The organism is Roseateles sp. GW821-FHT09H10 (assembly GCF_059415865.1).
Map to the genome: position 1 here is coordinate 40360 of NZ_JBWKOB010000003.1, position 21494 is coordinate 61853.

The 21494-nt window shown below is 69.0% G+C and carries 19 protein-coding genes; 12 read left to right on the forward strand and 7 right to left on the reverse strand.

Features of this window, described 5'->3' with window-relative positions:
* The 3 genes from AC07OY_RS15855 to AC07OY_RS15865 are packed head-to-tail and all read left to right on the forward strand — an operon-like array spanning window position 1 to window position 4987.
* Window positions 1–2103: a secretin GspD/PilQ domain-containing protein gene (locus tag AC07OY_RS15855; protein WP_495043571.1), complete on the forward strand. Its 2103-nt coding sequence runs from the start codon at window positions 1–3 to the stop codon at window positions 2101–2103.
* On the forward strand, window positions 2100–3794 hold the full coding sequence (locus tag AC07OY_RS15860; RefSeq protein WP_495043572.1) for a GspE/PulE family protein: 1695 nt from the start codon (window positions 2100–2102) through the stop codon (window positions 3792–3794). Before AC07OY_RS15855 ends, AC07OY_RS15860 begins: the two co-directional genes overlap by 4 nt.
* Window positions 3794–4987 (forward strand): type II secretion system F family protein, encoded by a 1194-nt coding sequence (locus AC07OY_RS15865; protein ID WP_495043573.1) that lies wholly within the window; start codon window positions 3794–3796, stop codon window positions 4985–4987. Before AC07OY_RS15860 ends, AC07OY_RS15865 begins: the two co-directional genes overlap by 1 nt.
* Here the strand turns inward: AC07OY_RS15865 and AC07OY_RS15870 are convergent.
* The 7 genes from AC07OY_RS15870 to AC07OY_RS15900 form a co-directional block, all read right to left on the reverse strand.
* Complete coding sequence (locus tag AC07OY_RS15870) at window positions 4984–6072, reverse strand: alginate O-acetyltransferase AlgX-related protein (protein ID WP_495043574.1); 1089 nt, start codon at window positions 6070–6072, stop codon at window positions 4984–4986. The genes AC07OY_RS15865 and AC07OY_RS15870 overlap by 4 nt on opposite strands.
* Window positions 6073–6144: 72 nt before the next feature.
* On the reverse strand, window positions 6145–7974 hold the full coding sequence (locus AC07OY_RS15875) for a carbamoyltransferase family protein (protein ID WP_495043575.1): 1830 nt from the start codon (window positions 7972–7974) through the stop codon (window positions 6145–6147).
* Between the two features lie 3 nt (window positions 7975–7977).
* Window positions 7978–8127: a DUF5989 family protein gene (locus AC07OY_RS15880; protein ID WP_495043576.1), complete on the reverse strand. Its 150-nt coding sequence runs from the start codon at window positions 8125–8127 to the stop codon at window positions 7978–7980.
* A gap of 21 nt (window positions 8128–8148) precedes the next feature.
* Window positions 8149–8553: a hypothetical protein gene (locus tag AC07OY_RS15885; protein ID WP_495043577.1), complete on the reverse strand. Its 405-nt coding sequence runs from the start codon at window positions 8551–8553 to the stop codon at window positions 8149–8151.
* Complete coding sequence (locus AC07OY_RS15890) at window positions 8550–9611, reverse strand: sulfotransferase family protein (RefSeq protein WP_495043578.1); 1062 nt, start codon at window positions 9609–9611, stop codon at window positions 8550–8552. Before AC07OY_RS15890 ends, AC07OY_RS15885 begins: the two co-directional genes overlap by 4 nt.
* A complete protein-coding gene (locus tag AC07OY_RS15895) occupies window positions 9608–11569 on the reverse strand; it encodes a sulfatase family protein (protein WP_495043579.1) in 1962 nt (653 codons plus the stop codon). Before AC07OY_RS15895 ends, AC07OY_RS15890 begins: the two co-directional genes overlap by 4 nt.
* Window positions 11566–11784, reverse strand: coding sequence for a hypothetical protein (locus AC07OY_RS15900; protein WP_495043580.1), 219 nt, complete (start codon window positions 11782–11784; stop codon window positions 11566–11568). The genes AC07OY_RS15895 and AC07OY_RS15900 overlap by 4 nt, the downstream gene beginning before the upstream one ends.
* A gap of 176 nt (window positions 11785–11960) precedes the next feature.
* On the opposite strand from AC07OY_RS15900, the gene AC07OY_RS15905 reads away from it, so the two are divergent.
* From AC07OY_RS15905 to wecB, 9 genes are read left to right on the forward strand one after another with little or no spacing between them, the layout of a single operon-like run.
* On the forward strand, window positions 11961–13229 hold the full coding sequence (locus AC07OY_RS15905; protein ID WP_495043581.1) for an oligosaccharide flippase family protein: 1269 nt from the start codon (window positions 11961–11963) through the stop codon (window positions 13227–13229).
* Between the two features lie 36 nt (window positions 13230–13265).
* A complete protein-coding gene (locus AC07OY_RS15910) occupies window positions 13266–14177 on the forward strand; it encodes a glycosyltransferase family 2 protein (RefSeq protein ID WP_495043582.1) in 912 nt (303 codons plus the stop codon).
* On the forward strand, window positions 14177–15316 hold the full coding sequence (locus AC07OY_RS15915; protein WP_495043583.1) for an EpsG family protein: 1140 nt from the start codon (window positions 14177–14179) through the stop codon (window positions 15314–15316). Before AC07OY_RS15910 ends, AC07OY_RS15915 begins: the two co-directional genes overlap by 1 nt.
* A 45-nt stretch (window positions 15317–15361) precedes the next feature.
* Entirely contained in the window at window positions 15362–16180 is an 819-nt protein-coding gene (locus AC07OY_RS15920; protein WP_495043584.1) for a 2OG-Fe(II) oxygenase, read from the forward strand.
* Window positions 16177–17217, forward strand: a complete 1041-nt coding sequence (locus AC07OY_RS15925) for a glycosyltransferase (RefSeq protein ID WP_495043585.1) — start codon at window positions 16177–16179, stop codon at window positions 17215–17217. The genes AC07OY_RS15920 and AC07OY_RS15925 overlap by 4 nt, the downstream gene beginning before the upstream one ends.
* Window positions 17214–18431, forward strand: a complete 1218-nt coding sequence (locus AC07OY_RS15930) for a glycosyltransferase family 4 protein (protein WP_495043586.1) — start codon at window positions 17214–17216, stop codon at window positions 18429–18431. The genes AC07OY_RS15925 and AC07OY_RS15930 overlap by 4 nt, the downstream gene beginning before the upstream one ends.
* Before the next feature lie 14 nt (window positions 18432–18445).
* Window positions 18446–19318 (forward strand): dTDP-4-dehydrorhamnose reductase family protein, encoded by an 873-nt coding sequence (locus AC07OY_RS15935; protein WP_495043587.1) that lies wholly within the window; start codon window positions 18446–18448, stop codon window positions 19316–19318.
* A 19-nt stretch (window positions 19319–19337) separates the two neighbouring features.
* Window positions 19338–20348, forward strand: a complete 1011-nt coding sequence (locus AC07OY_RS15940; RefSeq protein ID WP_495043588.1) for an SDR family NAD(P)-dependent oxidoreductase — start codon at window positions 19338–19340, stop codon at window positions 20346–20348.
* Complete coding sequence (gene wecB / locus AC07OY_RS15945; RefSeq protein ID WP_495043589.1) at window positions 20341–21477, forward strand: non-hydrolyzing UDP-N-acetylglucosamine 2-epimerase; 1137 nt, start codon at window positions 20341–20343, stop codon at window positions 21475–21477. Before AC07OY_RS15940 ends, wecB begins: the two co-directional genes overlap by 8 nt.
* Window positions 21478–21494: the final 17 nt, after the last annotated feature.

A 21494-nucleotide genomic window follows, 5' to 3' on the forward strand; every position in this document is an offset into this window, starting at 1 on the left:
ATGTCCCTGACGCTGCGACCGATTGCCCTCGCGGCCGGTGCGATGCTCGCCCTGAGCGGCTGCGCACCCATCGTGCCCGTGCTGCCCCCGCCCCTGCCTCTGGCCAGCCTGGCCCCGGATGCCGCGCCCCGCGTCGATGCCGAACGCCGTGACACGACGCGCGTCGTGCCGGGCCCCAAGGCGCCGGAAATCGAGCAGCCGAGCCTGGCCATCACGGCGCCCGTGGCCCAGCAGGCCCCGGACGAAGTCGTGGCCGCGGTGAATCTGCAGCAGGTGGCCCTGCCGACCTTCATCCAGGTGGTCTATGCCGACGTGCTGAAGAAGAACGTCAGCGTCGACCCCGCCGTCATCGCGCGGCCCGATCTGGTCACCTTCAAGGCCGGTGGCGGCCAGACGGCGGCCCAGGTCGAGACCGCGGTGCGCCTGCTGCTGAAGAGCTATGGCCTGTCGGTCATCGAGGTCGGCGGCCTGGTGCGGGTGGTGCCCGACAACGCCAGCCAGGGAGGCGACCTGCCCGGCATCCGCTACGGCGCGGCCCTTCCCGCGGTGCCGCCGTCGCTGCGGCCGGTCTTCCAGCTCATTCCGCTCGAATCGGTGCGCCAGGTCGACGTGACGGGCTGGCTGCGCACGCTGTTCGGCGACCGCATCAAGGTCCAGGAAGACTCGACCCGCAACGCAGTGCTCATCAGCGGCAATCCCGACAACGTCAAGGCCGCCGTCGAAGCACTGGCGGTGCTCGACCAGCCGGCGCTCAAGGGGCGCACCAGCCTGACGCTGACGCCCGCCTTCTGGTCCGCCGAGGAACTGGCCCGCCGTCTGGGCGAAGTGCTGTCGGCCGAGGGCTATGCCGTCCACCCGGTGGGTTCGCCCGTCACCCAGGGCGGTTTGCGCAGCCCCATCATCCTGCTGCCGGTCTCCAGCCTCAACCAGGTCTTCGTCTTCGCCGCCGGCGACAAGGTCGCCGGCCACATCGCCGAATGGGCCAAGACCCTGGACCGCCCCAATGAGCGCGGCGTCGGCAAGAACCTGTTCACCTACCCGGTCAAGCACAAGGACGCTGAGCAGCTGGCGGTCACGCTGGAGCGCGTGCTGGGTGGCGGCGGTTCGGTGGCCAGCACGACGCAGGCGGCGGGCGGCGCTTCGCCCTCGACGGCCACGACGACGACGACGGCCAGCCGGCTGTCCAATGTCGTCGTCGACAAGGCCAGCAACACGCTGATCTTCCAGGTCAACCCCGAGGAGTTCGGCCAGGTCTCGGCCCTGCTGCAGACCCTGGACAAGCCGGCCAAGTCCGCGCTGATCGAGGTGACGGTTGCCGAGCTGAAACTGGAAGACGGCGCCCAGTTGGGCGTGCAGTGGCTGAGCAACCATCTCGAAACCACGAAGGGCCCAGGTTACACGGTCAGCGCCGGCAGCGGCTCGGGTGCCGTGGGCGGCTTCAACGTTTCCGTCCTCAATGCGCTGGGCGGACAGCGCGTGGCCATCGATGCGCTGGCGAGCAACTCGCGCGCCACCATCCTGTCCAGCCCACGCCTGATGGCGCGCAATGGCGAGACGGCCCTGATCCAGGTCGGCGACGAGGTGCCGGTGCTGAGCCAGCAGATCGCCACCCCCGGCACCACGGGCGGCGCGGCCGGCAATCTGCTGGCCACCTTCCAGTACCGCTCGACCGGCGTCATCCTGAAGATCAAGCCCGTCATCCACTCGGGCGACCAGATCGACATCGATCTGTCCCAGGAAGTCAGCCAGCCGGTGCAGACCACCGCCGGGACGACGACGACGCCCACCATCTCGACACGCAAGGTCGAGACCAAGCTGACCCTTCGCAATGGTTCCACCATGCTGCTGGCCGGCCTCATCGACGGCACGTCCTCGGACGGCGGCGGCGGCGTGCCCTTCCTCAAGGACATTCCGGTGCTGGGCAATCTGTTCAGGAACCAGACGGTCAAGAAGACCCGGCGCGAGATGATCATCCTGATCACGCCCTATATCGCCAACGACTCCACCGAGGCCGAGGCCATCACCGAGAGCTTCCGCAAGTCGCTGGGCGACTGGGCGCGCATGCCGGCCTCCGAGAAGGGCGGCGTGACGCCGAAGCCATGACCGAAGCCGCCGTTCCGCGCCTGATCGGCGAGCTGCTGCTCGCCCGCGAACAGATCCGCGCCGACGACCTGAATGCGGCGCTGCGCTTCCAGGCGGAGCAGGGCGGCCGCATCGGCGCCGTGCTGCTGCGCATGGGGGCGATCACGGCCGAGCGCCTCTATGCGGCGCTGTCCGAGCAGCTCGGCATGGGCTGGCTGCGCTTTGACGATCTCGACGAAGCGGCGCTGCGCGCGGGCCTGCAGGAACTGCAGTCGGCCTCCAGCCAGCTGCTCAGGCTGGGCGTGCTGCCCTGGCGGGACGAAGGTGGCTGGCAGCTCGCCTGCGCCGATCCCCTCGATGCCGAGGCGCGTGAGTACGCCCAGCAGCAGCCCGCGCTCAAGCAGGCTCGCTGGTGGCTGATCGCCCCGGACGATGCGCAGCGCTGGGTGCAGCGCCTGCAGCAGGGCGATCTCGCCATGCAGACGCTGGACGAGCGGGCGCTGCGCGAGATGGCCGAGGACGCGCCCGTCATCGCCTGGGTCAACAACCTCATCGCGCAGGCCGTCGAGTCGCGCGCCTCCGACATCCACCTCGAGCCCGGTGAACGCGAGTTCGAGGTCCGCCTGCGCATCGACGGCCAGCTGCACACCCGCCTGGCCCTGGGCATGGACCGCTATCCGGCCGTCGCCTCGCGCATCAAGCTGATCGCCGGCGTCGACATCGCCGAGCGCCGCCTGCCGCAGGACGGCCGCATCTCCACGCGCGCCGCCGGCGCCGAGATGGATGTGCGGGTGTCCTCCATCCCGGCCGTCTATGGCGAGTCCATCGTCATGCGCCTGTTGCCCAAGAAGCGCGCCGACCTGACGCTGGAGCGCCTGGGCCTGCGGCCCTCGCAGCTGCGCCAGTTCAAGCGCTGGCTGGGCCTGGCCAACGGCCTGGTGCTGGTGACCGGCCCGACCGGCGCCGGCAAGAGCACGACGCTGTACTCCGCGCTGGCCGCCACCAACGACCAGACGCGCAAGATCCTCACCGTCGAGGACCCGGTCGAGTTCCGCCTGCCCCAGGTCATCCAGGTGCAGGCCCAGCCCGAGATCGGCTACACCTTCGCGCGTGCGCTGCGCGCCTTCCTGCGCCACGACCCGGACATCATCATGGTCGGCGAAATCCGCGACCGCGAGACGGCCGAGATCGCCATCCAGTCCGCGCTGACCGGCCACCTCGTGCTGGCGACCCTGCACACCAACGACGCCCCCTCGGCGGTGACGCGTCTCGTGGACATGGGCGTCGAGCCCTTCCTCGTCGGTGCTTCCCTGCGCGCCGTCATGGCCCAGCGCCTGGTTCGCCGGCTCTGCGAGGCCTGCGCCCAGCCGACCGAAGAAGCGCCCGCGCTCGGTGATGCCGAGCTGGCCGCCGCGATCGCCGACGCGCGGGGCGAGGAGGGCGCCGGCGAGCTGCCGCGCTGGCGTCGCCATGTCGGCTGCCCGGCCTGCCAGAACACCGGCTTCAAGGGCCGCGTCGGCATCTACGAGATGCTGGACGTGGGCAGCGAGATGCAGCATGCCATCGCCCGCGAAGTGGGCCTGCCCGAACTCGTCGCCATGGCGCGCCAGACCGGCTATCGCTCGCTGGCCCAGGAAGGCGCCCTCAAGGTCGTGCAGGGCGCGACGACGCTGGATGAAGTGCTGCGTGCCGTCGGCGCGGCTGACGCCTGATGCGCTTCGACTACACCGCGCGCGATCCGGGCGGCCAGCCCCACAGCGGCCAGATCGAGGCGGCTGACCAGGCCGAGGCCGTGGCCCGCCTGGCCGCCCAGGGCATGACGCCGGTCAGCCTGCAGGCGCGCACGGCCGCGCTGGCGCGCGTGAAGGCACGCGGCCAGGTCAAGCTCGCCGACCAGGTCGTGCTGCTGCGCGAACTTGCCACGCTGCTGACCGCCGGCGTCACGCTGGGCGACGCCCTGCCCAGCCTCGCCCAGGCCTATGAAGGGCAGGCGCTGGGCGCGCCGCTGGCCCAGATGGAAGCCCAGGTGCGCGGCGGCGGCCGGCTGTCGGACGCGCTGCGCACCGAGGCCCTGCGCATGCCGGTCTATGTCATCGCGCTGGCCCAGGCCGGCGAGGCCAGCGGCGACATCGCGCGTGCGCTGCAGGATTCGGCCGAGCAGATGGAACTCGCCCGCAAGGCCAACGAGGACCTGCGCAGCGCCCTCATCTATCCGAGCGTGCTCGTCGGTGCGGGCTCCCTGGCCGTCTTCTTCATCTTCGTCGGCGTCGTGCCGCGCTTCGCCAACCTGATCAAGGGCAGCCGCCAGGTGCCCGAGCTGTCGCGCTGGGTCATCGAATCGGGCGTCTTTGTGCGCGCCCATCTCTTCGAGGCCCTGCTCATCCTCGCCGCGCTGGTGGCCCTCCTCGTGACCAGCCTGTCGCGCGAATCGACGCGCCAAGCCTTGCTGCAGACGCTGCAGCGCGTGCCGGTCGTCGGCCCGTGGCTGGTGCAGGCCGAGATCGGCCGCTGGGCCACGGTGCTGGGCAGCCTGCTGTCCAACCGCGTGCCGGTGCTGACGGCCATGGAGCTGGCCCAGAACGTCATCCGGCTGAACCTGCTGCGCGCGGGCCTGGAGCGGGCCACCAAGGGCCTGCAGCAGGGCCAGACGCTGAGCGCCGGCCTGGAGAGCCAGGCCTGGTTCCCGCGCACGCGGCTCAACCTGATCCGCGTCGGCGAGCGCTCGGGCGAGCTGCCCAAGATGCTGCTCGCCCTGGGCCACAGCCAGCGCGACGCGGCCGCCGTGCTTCAGCGCCGCATGCTGGGCCTGATCGAGCCCATCGCCATCATCCTCATCGGCGCCGTCATCGGTGTCGTCATGGTGGCGGTCATGATGGCCATCACCAGCTTCGACACCCTGGTCTAGGGCTGCGCTGCCGAAGCCGCAGCCGCAGCCGCAGCCGCAGCCGCAGCCGCAGCCGCGGGAAGGAGGGCAGGCCAGCCCTGCGCCCGCACTTGGGCGGCGATCTCGGCGGCCGCCAGCGCGTGGCCTTCGGCGGTCCAGTGGCCATCGTTGGGGAAGTGGTAGCCCATGGGATGGCCGCCCTTCTCGAAGGCCGGCGCCAGGTCGACGACCGGCACGCCCAGCGCGCGCAGGCGTTCGACGAAGCCGGCGTGCAGCTTGCGCTCCTGCTCGATGTTGTTCCCGACCCAGCGCAGCCGCGACGGAATGATGACGGTGATCACCTGATGCTTGGCCGCGATCGCGGCCACGCGTTCCGCCGACTGCTCGATGGCCGCGGTGGAATAGACATTGCGCAGTGCGCCGTCGGTGGTCTTGGTGATGACGCCCATTCGAGCGAGGAGCGACTGCAGGGCCTCCGACGCATGCGCCTGATGGCCCAGGGCGCGGTAGGCGCTGGAATTGCGCTGCAGCCAGAGCTTGGTGCGGCGCAGGCCCTCGGCAAAGTTGCGGCGCTCGCGCAGCCGCGACACCGGCGTGATGCGGTCGCGGTACTGGCCGATGTCGTTCTCCATGCAGACGCCGAGAATGACCTTCTGCACCGTCGCGCCCTGCTTCTCGGCGTACTGGATCAAGGTCTCGTAGCCCGCGATGTCCGTGGGGATGGCGACGTTGAAGACGCGCTGGCCCAGCAGGCCTTCGAGGCGGTTCGAGAAGCGCTCGGTTTCCTCGACGCCATGTCCGAGCGAGAACGAGTCGCCGACGACGAAAAGATCGTCGGCCTTGGCCTTGGACAGGTCCTTCACGTCGCGCAGGCCCAGGCGGTTGATGGACACCTTGACCCGGTAGTCGCCGGTGTTCTTCCACTGCACCACCTCGGTGTTCGCCGGTGCCAGCGGCACGCCGTCGACGACGGTGTATTCGATGTCGCCAGTCGCGGCGTACTGGGGCAGCAGCCAGCGCACGGCGAACTCCAGGATCAGCAGGCTGACGACGATGGAAGTCAGCAGCAGCGCAAGGGAAAGGGCCGCCGAGCGGCAGCGAGCCATGAAGCGAGAGGTCACTGGATCAACATCCGATGAGAAAGGACAGGGGGTCGGAGGCGTGCAGGCAGCCGGGCATCAATCCAGCTCGAACGCCTCTTCATAGCGCGTGGCGAGGGACGGGTCCTGAGCCTCCTTGCGCATCAGGCAGTTGCCGATGGCGAGCACCTCGATGTCCGTCCCCATGAAGCAGCGGAAGGCGTCTTCGGGCGTGCAGACGATGGGCTCGCCGCGCACATTGAAGCTGGTGTTGACGATGACGGGCACGCCCGTCAAGGCCTTGAACCTGCTGATGAGGGCGTGATAGCGGGGGTGGGTGTCGCGATGGACCGTCTGGATTCTTGCCGAATGGTCGACGTGGGTGACGGCGGGGATCGAGGAGCGCGGCTGGTTCAGCCTGTCGATGCCGAACAGGCGCTGATCCGTCGCCGCTTCCAGCCGGTGCTTCTCCAGCACGTCGGCCACCAGCAGCATGTAGGGGCTGTCTTCGTCCAGGTCGAACCACTCGGCCACGTCCTCGCGCAGCACCGAGGGCGCGAAGGGCCTGAAGGACTCGCGGAACTTGATCTTCAGGTTCAGCAGCTTTTGCATGCTCGGCGAGCGCGCATCGCCCAGGATGGATCGGGCACCCAGCGCGCGCGGGCCGAACTCCATGCGGCCCTGATGCCAGCCGAGCGCCTTGCCCTCGCTGATGGCCTGTGCGCATTGGTCGATCAGGCGGTCGTCGTCCAGCGTCTCGAAGCGCGCGCCCACGGCCGCCAGCCGCTGCTCGATGTCCTGCTGGGAATAGGACGGCCCGAGATAGCTGCCCTGCATGCCGTCGACGCCACCGAAGGCGCGCGGCTCGTGCTTGTACATATGCGAGGCCACCAGGGCGGCGCCCAGCGCACCGCCCGCGTCGCCGGCGGCCGGCTGTACCCAGATGCGATCGAAGTGGCCGCTGCGCAGCAGCTTGCCGTTGGCCACGCAGTTCAGCGCCACGCCGCCCGCCAGGCAGAGATTGCGCTCGCCCGTTTCCGCGGCGATGGATTTGCCCAGCTTCAGGACCACTTCCTCCAGCACCGCCTGCACGGAGGCCGCCAGATCCATCTCGCGCTGGCCCAGCCGGTCTTCTGGCTTGCGCGGTGGCGCGCCGAACAGGCCGTCGAAGCGGCTGTTGGTCATGGTCAGGCCGGTGCAGTAGTCGAAGTAGTCGAGATTCAGCCGGAAGCTGCCGTCCGGCTTGATGTCGATCAGGTGCTCCTTGATCGTGTCGACAAAGCGCGGCTCGCCATAGGGCGCCAGCCCCATGACCTTGTATTCGCCGGAATTGACCTTGAACCCCGTGTAATAGGTGAACGCCGAATACAGCAGGCCCAGTGAATGCGGGAAATGAATCTCGCGGACGATGCTGAGGTCGGAGCCGCGGCCCAGCGCCAGCGAGGTCGTGGTCCATTCGCCGACGCCATCCATGGTCAGCACCGCGGCGCTTTCAAACGGCGAGGGGAAGAAGGCGCTCGCGGCGTGGCTGAGGTGATGCTCGGAGAACAGCAGGCGGGCCCGCCAGTCGACGCCCGGCAGCAGGGTTTCGAGTTCCTTGATGAGCAGGCTCTTCTGGAACAGCTTTTCCTTCAGCCAGATGGGCAGGGCTTTGCGGAATGAAGTGAAACCGCGCGGCGCGAAGGCCAGATAGGTTTCGAGCAGGCGCTCGAATTTCAGGAAGGGCTTGTCGTAGAAGACGACGTGGTCGATATCCGTCGCCGCGATATTGCCGATGGCAAGGCAGGCGCGAATCGCATGGACCGGGAAGGCGGCATCGTGCTTGCGGCGCGTGAAGCGCTCTTCCTGCGCGGCCGCCACGACGCGGCCATCGATGACCAGCGCCGCCGCTGCATCATGGTAGTAGGCCGAAATGCCGAGGATCTTCACGTGTCAGAACAGCGTGTAGATGAAAGGCGCGATCACCGAGCCCTTGGCCACGATGAGCAGGCCGCCGAGCAGCAGCATGACCAGCACGAAGGGGAAGAGCCAGAGCTTTTTGCGCGATTTCAGGAAGCGCCACAGCTCAACGAGCAAGGACATTCATTCACTCCGTCGAAAGAATCAGAACTGGTCGGCGAGGCCGCCGACATCAGGTCCAGGGGGGGAGCGTTCAACCCAATAGGAGGGGGCCGACGGATCAAGACGACGATGCAGCACGTCGCGCCCGAACATGCGCATGGCAAAGCCGGTGGGCGTGAACATGCCGAAATACAGCAGGCCGAGGGCCAGGGGGCTGAACAGGCGATGCAGGATATCGGCGAATGCCATCCAGGCGCGGTTGAGCGGTGTCAACCAGCGCGGCCTCAGCAGGGTGACCGCCAGCACCAGCAGGGCGGCGCCCAGCCACCACCTGAAGCTCATGCCGCCGTGCAGCCACTGATAGCCGCCCACCGCGCCAAAGAACGCGACGAACAAGGCGCCAAACGACAGGTTTGACGGCAATCTGGATTCCGGCTTGGTCATCATCCATTCACTCCATACGCACTGCCCGCGCGACGTTGGGCTTCATCGAGCGCCGCCACCCCCGCGGCAGCAACGCCGGGCAAGGGCCGTTCATAGCGCTCGATGCGGCCCTGGCGGGTGCGCGCCAGCGCCGCGTCCAGCGCCGCTTGCGGGCGGGCCGCGAGTTGAAGCTGGCGCATGACATCGGCCACCACCTGCTGTGGCGCTTCGGCCAGGCGCGTCTGCTCGACGGTGATCCAGCGCTGTGGCGGCAGTGTCGCCGACAGCTGCGCCAGCACCGACGCGCAGCCTTGCAGGGCGGCGCCCAGGAAGGCGTCGAGCCCGTCCGGCGCGCCCGTCGTCAGGCGGTGTTCCGCGAACATGGCCTGCCACATCTTGCGGTTGGAATGGAAGACCGTGGCCGCGTCGCGCACCATCCACACGACCTGGGCGTCGGGGAAGCGCTTCAGCAGGGCGGGCAGCCGGAAGCTGTGGTTGGGCGACTTGAGGATGAGGCGCCGGCCGGCTTGGCCGCTGGAGGCCAGCACGCCGGCCATGAAGCGCTCGAAGCGCGGCAGCCAGTCGGCCTCGCGTTCGCTCCAGTAGCGGGGGTCCAGCGTGTGCAGCAGCTCCGGCAGGCGTTCCGGCATCAGGAACCCGCGGTAGGCCGAGTCCACGCCCAGGCTCAGCAGGGCGAACTCGTCCTCCTGGGGCGACAGGGCGCTGATCTCCAGCCCGTCCATGGGCCTGGCCACGCCTATGCTTTTTGGCGGCGCCGGCAGCAGCTGGAAGGCGGTGGCGTTCATGCACTGCCAGGTCAGCGGCGTTGGCCAGCCGGTGGCGGCCGTCAGCAGCTCGTGCATGACGGTGGTGCCGCTGCGCCAGGGGCCGACGATGAAGAGGGGCGGGGCCAGCGGCGGCGCTTCGGCGACGCGGGCCTCGCTGAGGCGTCGGTTCAGCGTCGCCCAGGCCGAGCGCCAGCGCAGTTGGGCGCGCGTGCCCAAGCCCAGTGCGGGCCAGCCGGAGCCGGCCTTCAGCCAGGCCAGCAACTCGGCGTCGAAGCTGTGCAGTGGGCTGCTCATTTGCCGCCGAACTGCGCCGCGCGCTTCTTCTCGACGGCGGCGAGCTGCTGATCCAGCAGGGCGCGCAAGCGCGTCGCCGTGGCGGGGTCGGTTTTGCTCAGGTCGTGCAGCTCATGCGGGTCGGCGGCCAGGTCGAACAGCTCGGCGACGTTCTCGCCCAGGTCCAGCACCAGCTTGTGCGAACCATCGACCACGGCGTAGTGGCCGTGGCGGATGGGTTGGAAGCGGCTCTGGCGTTCCATGGCCATCGAATACACCGGCTGCACGGGCAGGTCCGCACCGAGCAGGGCCGGCTTGAGGCTGCGGCCGTCGGCCAGCGGCAGGGGCGGCAGGCCCAGCACGTCGACGATGGTCGGCGCCACGTCGTCCAGGCCGACCGGCGTCTGCACCACGCGGCCGGCGCGCTGGCCGGGCAGCTTGATGACCAGGGGCACGCGGATGACGGCCTCGTGCAGCCACTGGCCGGCGTGGCCGATATAGCCGCGCTCGAAGGATTCGCCATGGTCCGAGGTCACGATGACCAGGGCCTTGTCGAGCTTGCCCTGGCGGTCGAGCTCGTCGAAGAAGCGGCCCAGGGCCTCGTCGGCGCCCATGATGGCTTCGCGGTAGCGCAGCCGGTGCTTGTCGATCAGGCCCTGCTGCGGTGGGTTGTAGCGCGTCATGCCCAGCATCTGCGACCAGCGGTCCAGTTCGCCCTGGGGCAGCAGCTTGTGCTTGGTGCTGGCGGGCGGCAGATAGGGGTCGTGCGGGGGCAGGGTGTGCAGCCACAGGAACTGCGGGCGCCGGGCCTGGGCGATCAGCGGGCGCGCGGCCTCGTAGGTGCGCTCGGGCGCGAAGGGGCTCTGCTCCGGGAAGAGCTGCACGTCCAGCGTGTCCAGCAGCGGGATCAGGCCGGACAGCCAGAAGGGCAGCGTCGTGTCGGGGAAGGCGCTCAGTGCCACGCGCGGCTTCAGGCCCAGCGACGGCGATGCGGCGATGGCCTGGGTCGTGTATTCGTCGAAGCTGCCGTGGTGGCGCGGGCTGGCCATCAGGTTGGCGCTGATGGAATGGGCTTCGTAGCCCTGGGCGCGCAGCACGCTGGCCAAGGTCTGGCCGCGCATGGCCGGCGCCATCTTAGCGACGATCTGCACGCCCCAGTGCGACCAGGGCAGGGCGCCGGTCTCCATGGTCGCCGTGCTGGGCGTCGTGAAATTGCCCGAGGCGTAGTGGCGGTCGAAGCAGCTTGCCTGGGCCGCGAAGGCGCGCAGGCGGGGCATGGTCGTCGGGCCGCCGCTGCATACGCCGGCGTCCTCGGCCGCCAGCGTGTCGATGGTGATCAGGTAGACATCGGGCAACTGGCCCGCCACGGGCGCCGAGGCGGGGGGCGGGGTCAGGCCCGTCATGCGCGGCGGATGCAGCAGCAGCCAGCCGGCCGAGATGACGAGCAGCAGCAGGGCCGGCGCCTGCAGGCTGCGCAGCGGCGGCACCAGGCGGGCCAGCGCCTGCGACAGGCGCCGGCCGCGCAGCATCAGCGCGAAGGCCAGCAGCAGCAGGCCCACGGCCGTGAGGCGCGCATTCGCCGACAGCGTGAAGTCGCCCTCCGTGACCAGCTTCAGCCAGGCCCAGCTCGCCGAGCCGAACTGCCACAGGCACATCCAGCACACCGGCAGCAGCGTGGTGGCCCAGGCGACGACGTCGGCGCGGTGCGCGGACGCGCCCAGGCGCCGCAGCAGCCGGGCCAGCACGCTGGACAGGCCAGCCAGCAGCAGGGCCGGCAGCGTCAGCAGCAGCAGGGCCAGGGCGACGTCGCGGGCCAGTTCGGCCGTGGTCTGGAAGGCCAGGAAGGCATCGACCTGGCGCAGCAGCACCCAGGGCATCCACAACAGGCCCAGGGCCGCGAAGGCCACGCCGAAGCAGGCGAAGAAGCGCGCCGGCGGCAGCTCAGGAGGGGAGCGTTCGGCGCTCGCGCCGAGCTTCATTCAGCGCCGCGTCCCGTCAGCCGGCGCCACAGGCGGCGCACCACGGCACTGATCCACTGGCGCAGGAACAGCCAGACGCCCACGATGCCCGCGAACACCGGCGCCAGCAGCTGGAACAGCATGCCGCCGGCATTGGGGTCGATATAGGCATGCGCCGGTTGGCTCACCAGTGCGAGGCACAGCGCCATGCAAAGCAGAAGAGGGGACGGCTTCATGTCGGCTTCTTGAACGGCCCGGAGCAGCCGGGCAACAGGCCGACGCGCGCGGCGGCCAAAACCTCCATTTTATCGGGCTGCTCAAGGTGTCGATTTGTGAAGCGCCGCGGCGGGGCGGCCGCGTGGCCCCCTCCTTACAATCCGCGCCCTTTCTCTCCCTTCGCCGGCCCATCTTCTTGAAGCTCGCCAAGCACACGCTTCTCAACCTGCTCGGGCTCGGTGCGCCGCTGCTGCTGGCGCTGTTCTCCATCCCGGCCCTGATGCAGGGCCTGGGCGTCGAGCGCTTCGGCCTGCTGACCCTGGTCTGGGCCGTGACCAGCTATTTCGGCCTCTTCGACCTGGGCCTGGGCCGGGCCCTGACCCAGCAGCTGGCCATCCTGATCGACCGCAGGGACGATGAGCGCATCGGGCCGCTGAGCGCCTCGGCCCTGCTGCTGATGGCGGCCCTGGGGGCCGTGGCCGGCGTGCTGATGATCCTGCTGGCGCCCTGGGGCGTGGATCTCATCAAGGCCCTGCCGGACCGCGGCGAGGCCATCGCCGCCTGCTGGGTCATGGGTCTGGCCGTGCCCTTCATCGTCGTCACGGCCGGCCTGCGCGGCATGCTGGAGGCCTGCCATGCCTTCGAGGTGCTGAACTATGTGCGCCTGCCCATGGGCGCCTGGACCTTTGCCGGCCCCTGGATCGTGCTGCATTTCCTCGGGCCCAATCTGCTGCTGATCACCGTTGCGCTGGCCCTGGGCCGGGTGGTTGGCTTCGCGGTGCACGGCTGGCTGGCCTGGCGGGCCCTGCCGCAGCTGCGCGGGCGCCTGCAATGGCAGGGGCAATGGCTGCGCCCGCTGCTGGTGTCGGGCGGCTGGCTGACGCTGAGCAATATCGTCAGCCCTTTCATGGGCTATGTGGACCGCTTCATGATCGGCGCCACCGTGTCGGCCGCGGCCGTCGCCTATTACGCGACGCCGCAGGAGATCGTCACCAAGCTGTGGATCATCCCGGGGGCGCTGACGGCCGTGCTGTTCCCGGCCTTTGCCGCCCAGGCCGCCCGCAAGGACGCCGCAGCCTGGGCCCTGTACGACAAGGCCGTGCGCATCCTGTTCGCCGTGCTGCTGCCGATCTGCGCGGTGCTGGGCCTGTTCGCCGGCCCCATCCTGACGCTGTGGATAGGCCCGGAGATCGCGGCCCACAGCGCCCCCATCCTGCAGGTGTTCTCGGTGGGCATCCTGATCAACTGCCTGGCCCATGTGCCGCTGACCTGGCTGCATGGCGCCGGGCGCTTCCGCGCGCCGGCCCTGCTGCATTGCGCCGAATTGCCGCTGTTCCTGGCGGCGCTGTGGCTGCTGGCACGCGAATGGGGCCTGATGGGTGCGGCCACGGCCTGGCTGCTGCGCATGGTGGGCGATGCGGCGGCGCTGTTCTGGCTGTGCCGGCTGGAGCGGCGCGGCGCCTGAGGCGCCCCGCACCGGCTGCCTACAATCCGCGCGCTCATGTCCCAGCCCCTCGTCACTCTCGTCACCCCCGTCTACAACCAGGCCGAATACCTGGCGGCGACCCTGGAAAGCGTGCTGGCCCAGGACTACGCGGCCCTCGAATACCTCGTCATCGACGACGGCTCCAGCGACGACTCCCTGGCCGTGGCGCGCCGCTACGAAGCCGCCCACCCCGGTCGCCTGACCGTGCTGACCCAGGCCAACAGCGGCCAGGCCGCCACGCTGAACCGCGGCTGGGGCATGGCCCGGGGCGACATCCTGGCCTACCTCAGCTCCGACGACTGCCTGCTGCCCGATGCGGTGTCGACGATGGTCAAGGCGCTCGAGGGCCAGCCGCAGGCCAGCGTCGCCTATTGCGATTTCTGGCTCATCGATGCCCAGGGGCGGCGCATCCGCCAGGTCTTCACCGAAGACTTCAATGAGGAGCGCCTGCGCCAGGATCTGGTCTGCCAGCCGGGCCCCGGCGCTTTCTTCCGGCGTTCGGTGTTCGACCGCAGCGGCGGCTGGAACCCGGCGCTGCGACAGGTGCCCGACTTCGAGTTCTGGCTGCGCGCCCGGGCACAGGGGCCCTTCTTGCGGGTGCCGCAGGCCTTGGCCGAATACCGCATCCATGAAGGCTCGGCGTCCTTCCGCGCCATGCCGCTGGAGCGTGCCGAGGAGATCGTTGGCGTGGTCGACAGGCATTGGCAGGCCGAACCCGGCAGGGCTCAAGCCGCCGCCCTGGCGCAAGCCCGCGCCATTGCCGCCAAGAACCATGCGCAATCGGGCCGCGTGCTGGCCGCGCTGAGGCAGTTCGCCAAGGCCTGCCAGACGCGCCCGGCCCTGCTGCTGCAGCCGCACATCTGGCGGCAGATCGTCGTGGGCTTTCTGCGGCGCAGCTGGTATCAATGGCTGTCGAGGAACGGGTGATGGAGTCTCCACTCGTCCTGCGCGGTGAGGCCGCCGGCTCCGGGCCGGCCGCCGCTGCGGTCAACGAAGCGACGGTCAGGTGGCTGGGCCTGCTGTTCCTGGCCCTGGTCTTCAGCCTGCACTCCGCCTTCAAGGGCCTGCATGCCGACCTGGACGCCCTGGCCTATGCGGAATGGTTTCAGCTGATCTCGCGCTTCGATGCCGCCTCCTTCTGGGGTGCGCTGCAGGAATCGGACTTCTATTTCCAGGGCGACCTGTTCTTCAGCTTCGAGACCGGGTTCGCCATCCTGACCTTCCTGCTGACCCAGCTGTTCTCCAGCATGGAGGCCCTGTTCTTCAGCATCGCCTTCCTCAGCCTGATGCTGAAGTTCTGGGCCTTTCAGAAGATGCGCCTGCCGCTCTTCTGGGTGCTGGCCTGGTATTTCAGCTGGTACTACCTGCTGCTGGACATGACGTCCATCCGCGCCGGCCTGGCGGCGTCGGTGGTGCTGGTGGGCGTGGCCTTCCTGCGCGAAGGCGGCCCGCTGCGCGCCTGCCTGTGCTTCCTGCTGGCGACGACCTTCCACGTCTCCGCCGCGCTGGCCTTCGTCGTCCTGCTGGTGCACTGGAAGCCGCTGGGCCCGCGCGGCCTGCTGGTGCTGGCCGTCACGGGCGTGGCGCTGAGCTTCCTGTCGCTGCTGCCGCTGATCGAGGTCGCGGGTTTCTTCGTGCCCAAGCTGGCCGAGTACTACCAGATCTATACCGACATCGGCTTCTACACCGAGCTCAACCGCTTCAACGTGATCCTGTTGCTGCGCCTGTTCTTCCTGTTTGTCGTCGTGCTCCTGGTCGCCCGGGGCCACGGCCAGGACCGCGACTTCCGCGTTGCCGCGACCCTATTCCTCGTGCCCATCTTTTGCTTCCACGCCTTCGCCAGCTTTCCGCTGGTGGCCGGGCGGGTCTACGAGTTCCTGGGCGTGCTGCAGGTGCTGTTCGTCGGCTGGGTGGCGACGCGGCTGCGTCGCGACGCCGTCGTCAACCTGCTGCTGGCGGTGATCGTCGTCGCGCAGTTTTCCATCCTGGTCTATCACGTTCGTTTCGTCGACTTCTTCTATTTCTACGGCCAGCCGTACAAGATCGATACGGACCACCGGAACTGATAGGGGCCGGAGCCTTGGGCTCCCCCTTTTGACAATGAAAACCCGATGAAGCAACACCTGGTGCAATTGATCGTGGAGCGCCTCGCGAACGAGCGTGAGGCCCTGCGCAAGGCTTTCGAGGCCTCCAAGGCCGAAGTCGGCGTGCGCTATTGCGTCGTCGACGACCTGCTGCCACAGGCCATGGCGGAGCGCATCCATCAGGTCTTTCCCAAGCCCGAGGCGATGCGGCTGATGGACAGCTTCCGCGAGAGGAAGTACACGTCCAAGAACTTCGACCAGTTCGACCCGCTGATGGCCGACATCACCTTTGCCGTGCAGGACCCTCGCGTGCTGGCCGAGGTGGAGCAGATCACCGGCATCCGCGAGCAGATCCCGGATTCCAGCCTGTATGCCGGTGGCCTCAGCGCCATGACCCGCGGCCACCACCTGGGGCCGCACATCGACAACTCCCACGACGGCTCGCGCAGCCACTACCGCACGCTCAACTTGCTGTACTACGTGACGCCCGGCTGGGCGCTGGAGAACGGCGGCAACCTCGAGCTGTGGGACCTGGACGTGCGCAGGAACGCCACCATCGTCAGCCGCTTCAACCGCCTGGCCATCATGGAGACGACGCCCACCTCCTGGCATTCCGTCAGCCCGGTCGTTGCCGACGGCACGCGCAACTGCGTTTCCAACTACTACTTCTCGCCGCGCTCGCCGACCGGGGAGGACTATTTCAACGTCACCTCCTTCAGTGCCCGTCCCGAGCAGCCGTTGCTGCGCCTGCTGGCGCGCGTGGACAACGGCCTGCGCCAGGGCGTGCGCGCGCTGGTGCCCCAGGGCCTGGGCAAGAAGGACGTGTACCAAGGCCGCAAGCCGTGACGGGGTCGGCTGGGCGCCTGCTGCTGTACGCGCCCAATGTGCATACCGGCGGCGGCTTCGTGCTGCTGCAGGCCTTGCTGGCAGCCTGGCCTTCAGACCGACCCCTCGTCGCCTGGCTCGACGCGCGGGCGCGTGAGCGCCTGAGCCTGCCGCAGCAGGCTTCGGTGCAATGGGTGCAGGCCGCGGCGGCTTCGCGCCTGGGTGCCGAGCTGTCGCTCGCCGCGGCCGGCAGGGCCGAGGACCGCGTGCTGTGCTTCCACGGCCTGCCGCCGCTCAAGCGCAATGCCGCGCCGGTGTGGCTGTTCCAGCAGAACCGCAACTATCTCGGCCAGGTGCCGCTGGCGGCCTTCGGCTGGAAGACGCGCCAGCGCCTGCGCTTCGAGCAGGCCATCAGCCGCTGGTTCCGCCACCGCGTGGCCTGCTACTGGGTGCAGACGCCGTCGATGGCGCGCGCCGTGCGGGACTGGTATGGCCCCGGGAAGGCCGACATCCGGGTGTTGCCGTTCGCGCCGCCGGCGCCGCAGGCCTTGCCGCCGGCTGGCGGGTCGTTTGACTTCATCTATGTCGCCGATGGCGAGGCGCACAAAAACCACCGCGGCCTGGTCGAGGCCTGGAAGCTGCTGGCAGCGCAGGGCCTGCGGCCGACGCTGGCGCTGACGCTGTCGGACCGCGACGCCGGCTTGGCCGCCTGGGTGCAGGCGCAGGCGGCCGAGCACGGCCTGAAGATCAGCAACCTCGGCCCGCGCTCGCATGAGGAGGTGCTGACCCTGTACCGCTGCGTCCGGGCCCTGGTCTTCCCGTCCAAGGGCGAGTCCTTCGGCCTGCCGCTGATCGAGGCCGCCCAAGCCGGCCTGCCCATCCTGGCCGGCGAGCTGGATTTCGTGCGCGACGTCTGCGAGCCGGTGCAGACCTTCGACCCGGCCTCGGCCGTGTCCATCGCCCGGGCCGTCAAGCGCTTCCTCGGCGCGGCCGAGGCCCCGCTGGAGCCGGCTCGCGCGGCGGACTTCCTGCAGGCGCTCTTCGACGCGACCGCATGAAGGTGCTGCTGCTGAGCCAGCATTTCTGGCCCGAGTCCTTCCGCATCAACGAGATCGCCCAGTCCCTCGTCGAGCAGGGTTGCGAGGTCACGGTGCTGACGGGCAAGCCCAACTACCCGGAAGGCCAGCTCTTCCCCGGCTACCGTGTCGGCGGCATCCAGCGCGAGCGCCGCGAGGGCTTCGAGATCGTGCGCGTGCCCCTGCTGCCGCGCGGCAGCGGCGGCGCGAAGAAGCTGGTGCTGAACTACCTGTCCTTCCTGTTCTGCGCCTCCGTCATGGGGCCCTGGGCCCTGCGCGGGCGGCGCTTCGACGCCATCTTCGTCTACGGCACCAGCCCCATCCTGCAGGCCATCGCGGCTGTTCTGTTGAAGTGGATCAAGGGCGCCGCCCTGGTCGTTTGGGTGCAGGACCTGTGGCCCGACAGCCTGCAGATCACCGGCTTCGTGAAGAACGCGAGGCTGCTGGCGACCGTCGCGGCCGTCGTGCGCTGGATCTACCGGCGCAGTGACCTGCTGCTGGTGCAGTCGCCGGCCTTCGTGGCGCCCGTGCAGGCCATGGCGGGCGGCACGCCGGTGCGCGTGCACGAGAACCCGGGCGACCGCGCCGCGGCCGGCCCGCGCCTGCCGACGGCGCTGCGGCTGGACGGCGGCGTGTTCAACATCGTCTTCGCCGGCAACCTGGGCACGGTGCAGTCGCTGGACTGCGTGCTCGATGCCGCCGAACTGCTGGGTGCCGACAGCGGCGTGCGCTGGGTGCTGGTGGGCAGCGGCGCGCGCGACGCCTGGCTGGCCGAGCAGGTGGCACGGCGCGGCCTGGCCCAGGTGCAGCTCGCCGGGCGGCTGCCGCCGGAGCAGATGCCGGCCGTCTTCGGCCAGGCCGATGCCCTGCTGGTCAGCCTGACCGGCGGCCCGGCCTTGAGCCGGACGGTTCCGAGCAAAATACAGGCCTATCTGGCGGCGGGCCGGCCCATCCTCGCGTCCATGGACGGCGAGGGCGCCCGCGTCGTGCAGGCGGCCGGAGCCGGCCTGGCCAGCGCGGCGGAGGATGCCCGGGGGCTGGCCGATGCGGCGCGGGCCCTGCAGTCCCTGTCGCCCGAGCAGCGGCAGGCCATGGGCGAGGCCGGCCGGCGCTATTACGCCGAGCATTACGAGCCCGAGCGTCTGGCCCAGGCCCTGGTGAAACATTTCGAGCGCGCCGTCGCGGCGCGCCGTTGAAGAGAGTGATGGTGATGAGTCAGAACAAGCAGCGCGTCCTGGTGCTGGGCGCCAGCGGCATGCTGGGCAATGCGGTGCTGCGCGTCTTCGCGGCCGATCCTGCCTTCGAGGTGTTCGGTTCGGTGCGCAGCCCTGGCGTCATCGCGACGCTGCAGGCCAAGGCGCCCACGGCCCGCTTCGTCGCTGGCGTCGACGTCGAGAGCCTGGACAGCCTGACCCGCGTCTTCGGCCAGGTGAGGCCCGCCCTCGTCATCAACTGCATCGGCGTCGTCAAGCAGCTGGCCGAGGCCGACGACCCGCTGACGGCCATCCCCATCAATGCGCTGCTGCCGCACCGCCTGGCGCGTCTCGCGCAGGTGGCCGGCGCCCGCCTCATCCACGTCAGCACCGACTGCGTGTTCTCGGGCAAGCAGGGCGGCTATCTCGAGAGCGATCCGTCCGACGCCTACGACCTGTACGGCCGCAGCAAGCTGATGGGCGAGGTCGACTACGAGAACGCGGTCACGCTGCGCACCTCCATCATCGGCCACGAGCTGGCCAGCGCCCATGGCCTGATCGGCTGGTTCCTGGCGCAGACCGGGCCGGTGCGCGGCTTCACCAAGGCGGTCTTCTCGGGCTTCCCGACCGTCGAGCTGGCCCGCATCATGAAGGACTTCGTCGTGCCGCATCCCGAGCTGCGCGGCACCTGGCATGTGTCGGCCGAACCCATCGACAAGTACAGCCTGCTCAAGCTGGCCGCCGCTGAATACGGCCGCGACAACGCGATCGCGCCCGACGACAAGCTGGTCATCGACCGCTCCCTCGATTCGAGCCGCTTCCGCGCCGCCACCGGCTATGCGCCGCCCTCCTGGCCCGAACTGGTGCGCCAGATGCGCGCCTTCGGCTGACCCTTTTCCAGAGGTTTCCATGTTCAAAGACAAAGTCCTGCTGATCACCGGCGGCACCGGCAGCTTCGGCAATGCCGTGCTGCAGCGCTTCCTGAAATCCGACTTCGCCGAGATCCGCATCTTCAGCCGCGACGAGAAGAAGCAGGAGGACATGCGCATTGCGCTCAAGAGCGACAAGGTCAAGTTCTACATCGGCGACGTGCGCGACTACGACAGCGTGCACGACGCGCTGAACGGCGTGGACTACGTCTTCCATGCCGCGGCGCTCAAGCAGGTGCCGTCCTGCGAGTTCTATCCGATGGAGGCGGTCAAGACCAATGTCGTCGGCGCCGAGAACGTCATGCGCGCGGCCATCGCCCAGGGCGTCAGCCGCGTCGTCGTGCTGTCTACCGACAAGGCCGTCTATCCCATCAATGCGATGGGCATGTCCAAGGCCATGATGGAGAAGGTCATGGTCGCCAAGTCGCGGCTGTGCGACCCGGCCAAGACGGTGTTGTCGGCCACCCGCTACGGCAATGTGATGGCCTCGCGCGGCTCGGTCATTCCTCTCTTCCTGCAGCAGCTGCAGGAGGGCAAGCCGCTGACCATCACCGACCCGACGATGACGCGCTTCCTGATGTCGCTGGAGGAGTCGGTCGACCTGGTGCTCTACGCCTTCGAGCATGCCCACCCCGGCGACATCTTCGTGCAGAAGGCACCGGCCTCGACGGTGGGCGACCTGGCCGAAGCGATGCGCCAGCTGCTGAAGAAGGACAACGACATCAACATCATCGGCACCCGCCACGGCGAGAAGCTGTACGAGTCCCTCGTCTCGCGCGAGGAGATGGCCCGCTCCGAGGACCTGGGCGGCTACTACCGCATCCCGGCCGACTCGCGCGACCTGAACTACGCCAAGTATTTCGTCGAGGGCGAGACGGCCATCTCCGAGATCGACGACTACACCTCGCACAACACCCAGCGCCTGAGCGTCGAAGAGGTCAAGCAGGTGCTGCTGCAGCTGGACCTCATCAAGGAGGCGGTCAATGCTTAAGGTCATGACCGTCGTGGGCACGCGGCCGGAAATCATCCGGCTGTCCCGCGTCATCGCCCAGCTCGACCGGCATACCGAGCATGTGCTGGTGCACACCGGCCAGAACTACGACTATGAGCTCAACGAGGTCTTCTTCAGTGACCTCGGCATCCGCAAGCCCGACCATTTCCTGGAAGCCGCCGGCGCATCGGCCGCCGAGACCATCGCCCAGGTCATCGCCAACGTCGACAAGGTGCTGGCGCTGACCAAGCCCGACGCGCTGCTCATCCTCGGTGACACCAACTCCTGCCTGGCGGCCATTGCCGCCAAGCGTCGCAAGGTGCCCATCTTCCACATGGAGGCCGGCAACCGCTGCTTCGACTTCCGCGTGCCGGAAGAGATCAACCGCCGCATCGTCGACCACACCTCGGACATCAACCTCAGCTACAGCCAGATCGCCCGCGACTATCTGCTGCGCGAGGGCTTCCCGCCCGACCAGGTCATCGTCACCGGCAGCCCGATGCGCGAGGTCATCGAGCACTACCGCGAGGGCATCGAGGCCTCGGACGTGCTGCAGCGCCAGGGCCTGACATCGGGCCAGTATTTCGTCGTCAGCTCGCACCGCGAGGAGAACGTCGACGCGCCGGAGAACCTGCAGCGCCTGCTGGGGGTGCTGAACACCCTGGCCGAGCGCTATGACGAGCCCGTCATCGTCTCCACCCACCCGCGCACCCGCAAGCGCCTGGAGAGCCTGCTGGCGACCCAGGCCATGCATCCCCAGGTGCAGTTCATGAAGCCCTTCGGCTTCCTGGACTACATCAAGCTGCAGAGCGGCGCCCGCGCCGTGCTGTCGGACAGCGGCACCATCACGGAAGAGTCCTCGATCCTGAACTTCCCGGCCCTGAACCTGCGCGAGGTGCACGAGCGCCCCGAGGGCTTCGAGGAAGCGGCCGTGATGATGGTGGGCTTCGACGTCGAGCGCGTGCTGGACGGCCTGCGCATCCTGGAGGCCCAGCCGCGCGGCGACGAGCGCCTGCTGCGCCTGGTGCACGACTACGCGCCGGCCAATGTCTCCGACAAGGTGCTGCGCATCATCGTCAGCTACACCGGCTTCGTGAACCGCAAGGTCTGGCGCAAGCCGGGGGCCTGAGGGCCGCACCAACAAAA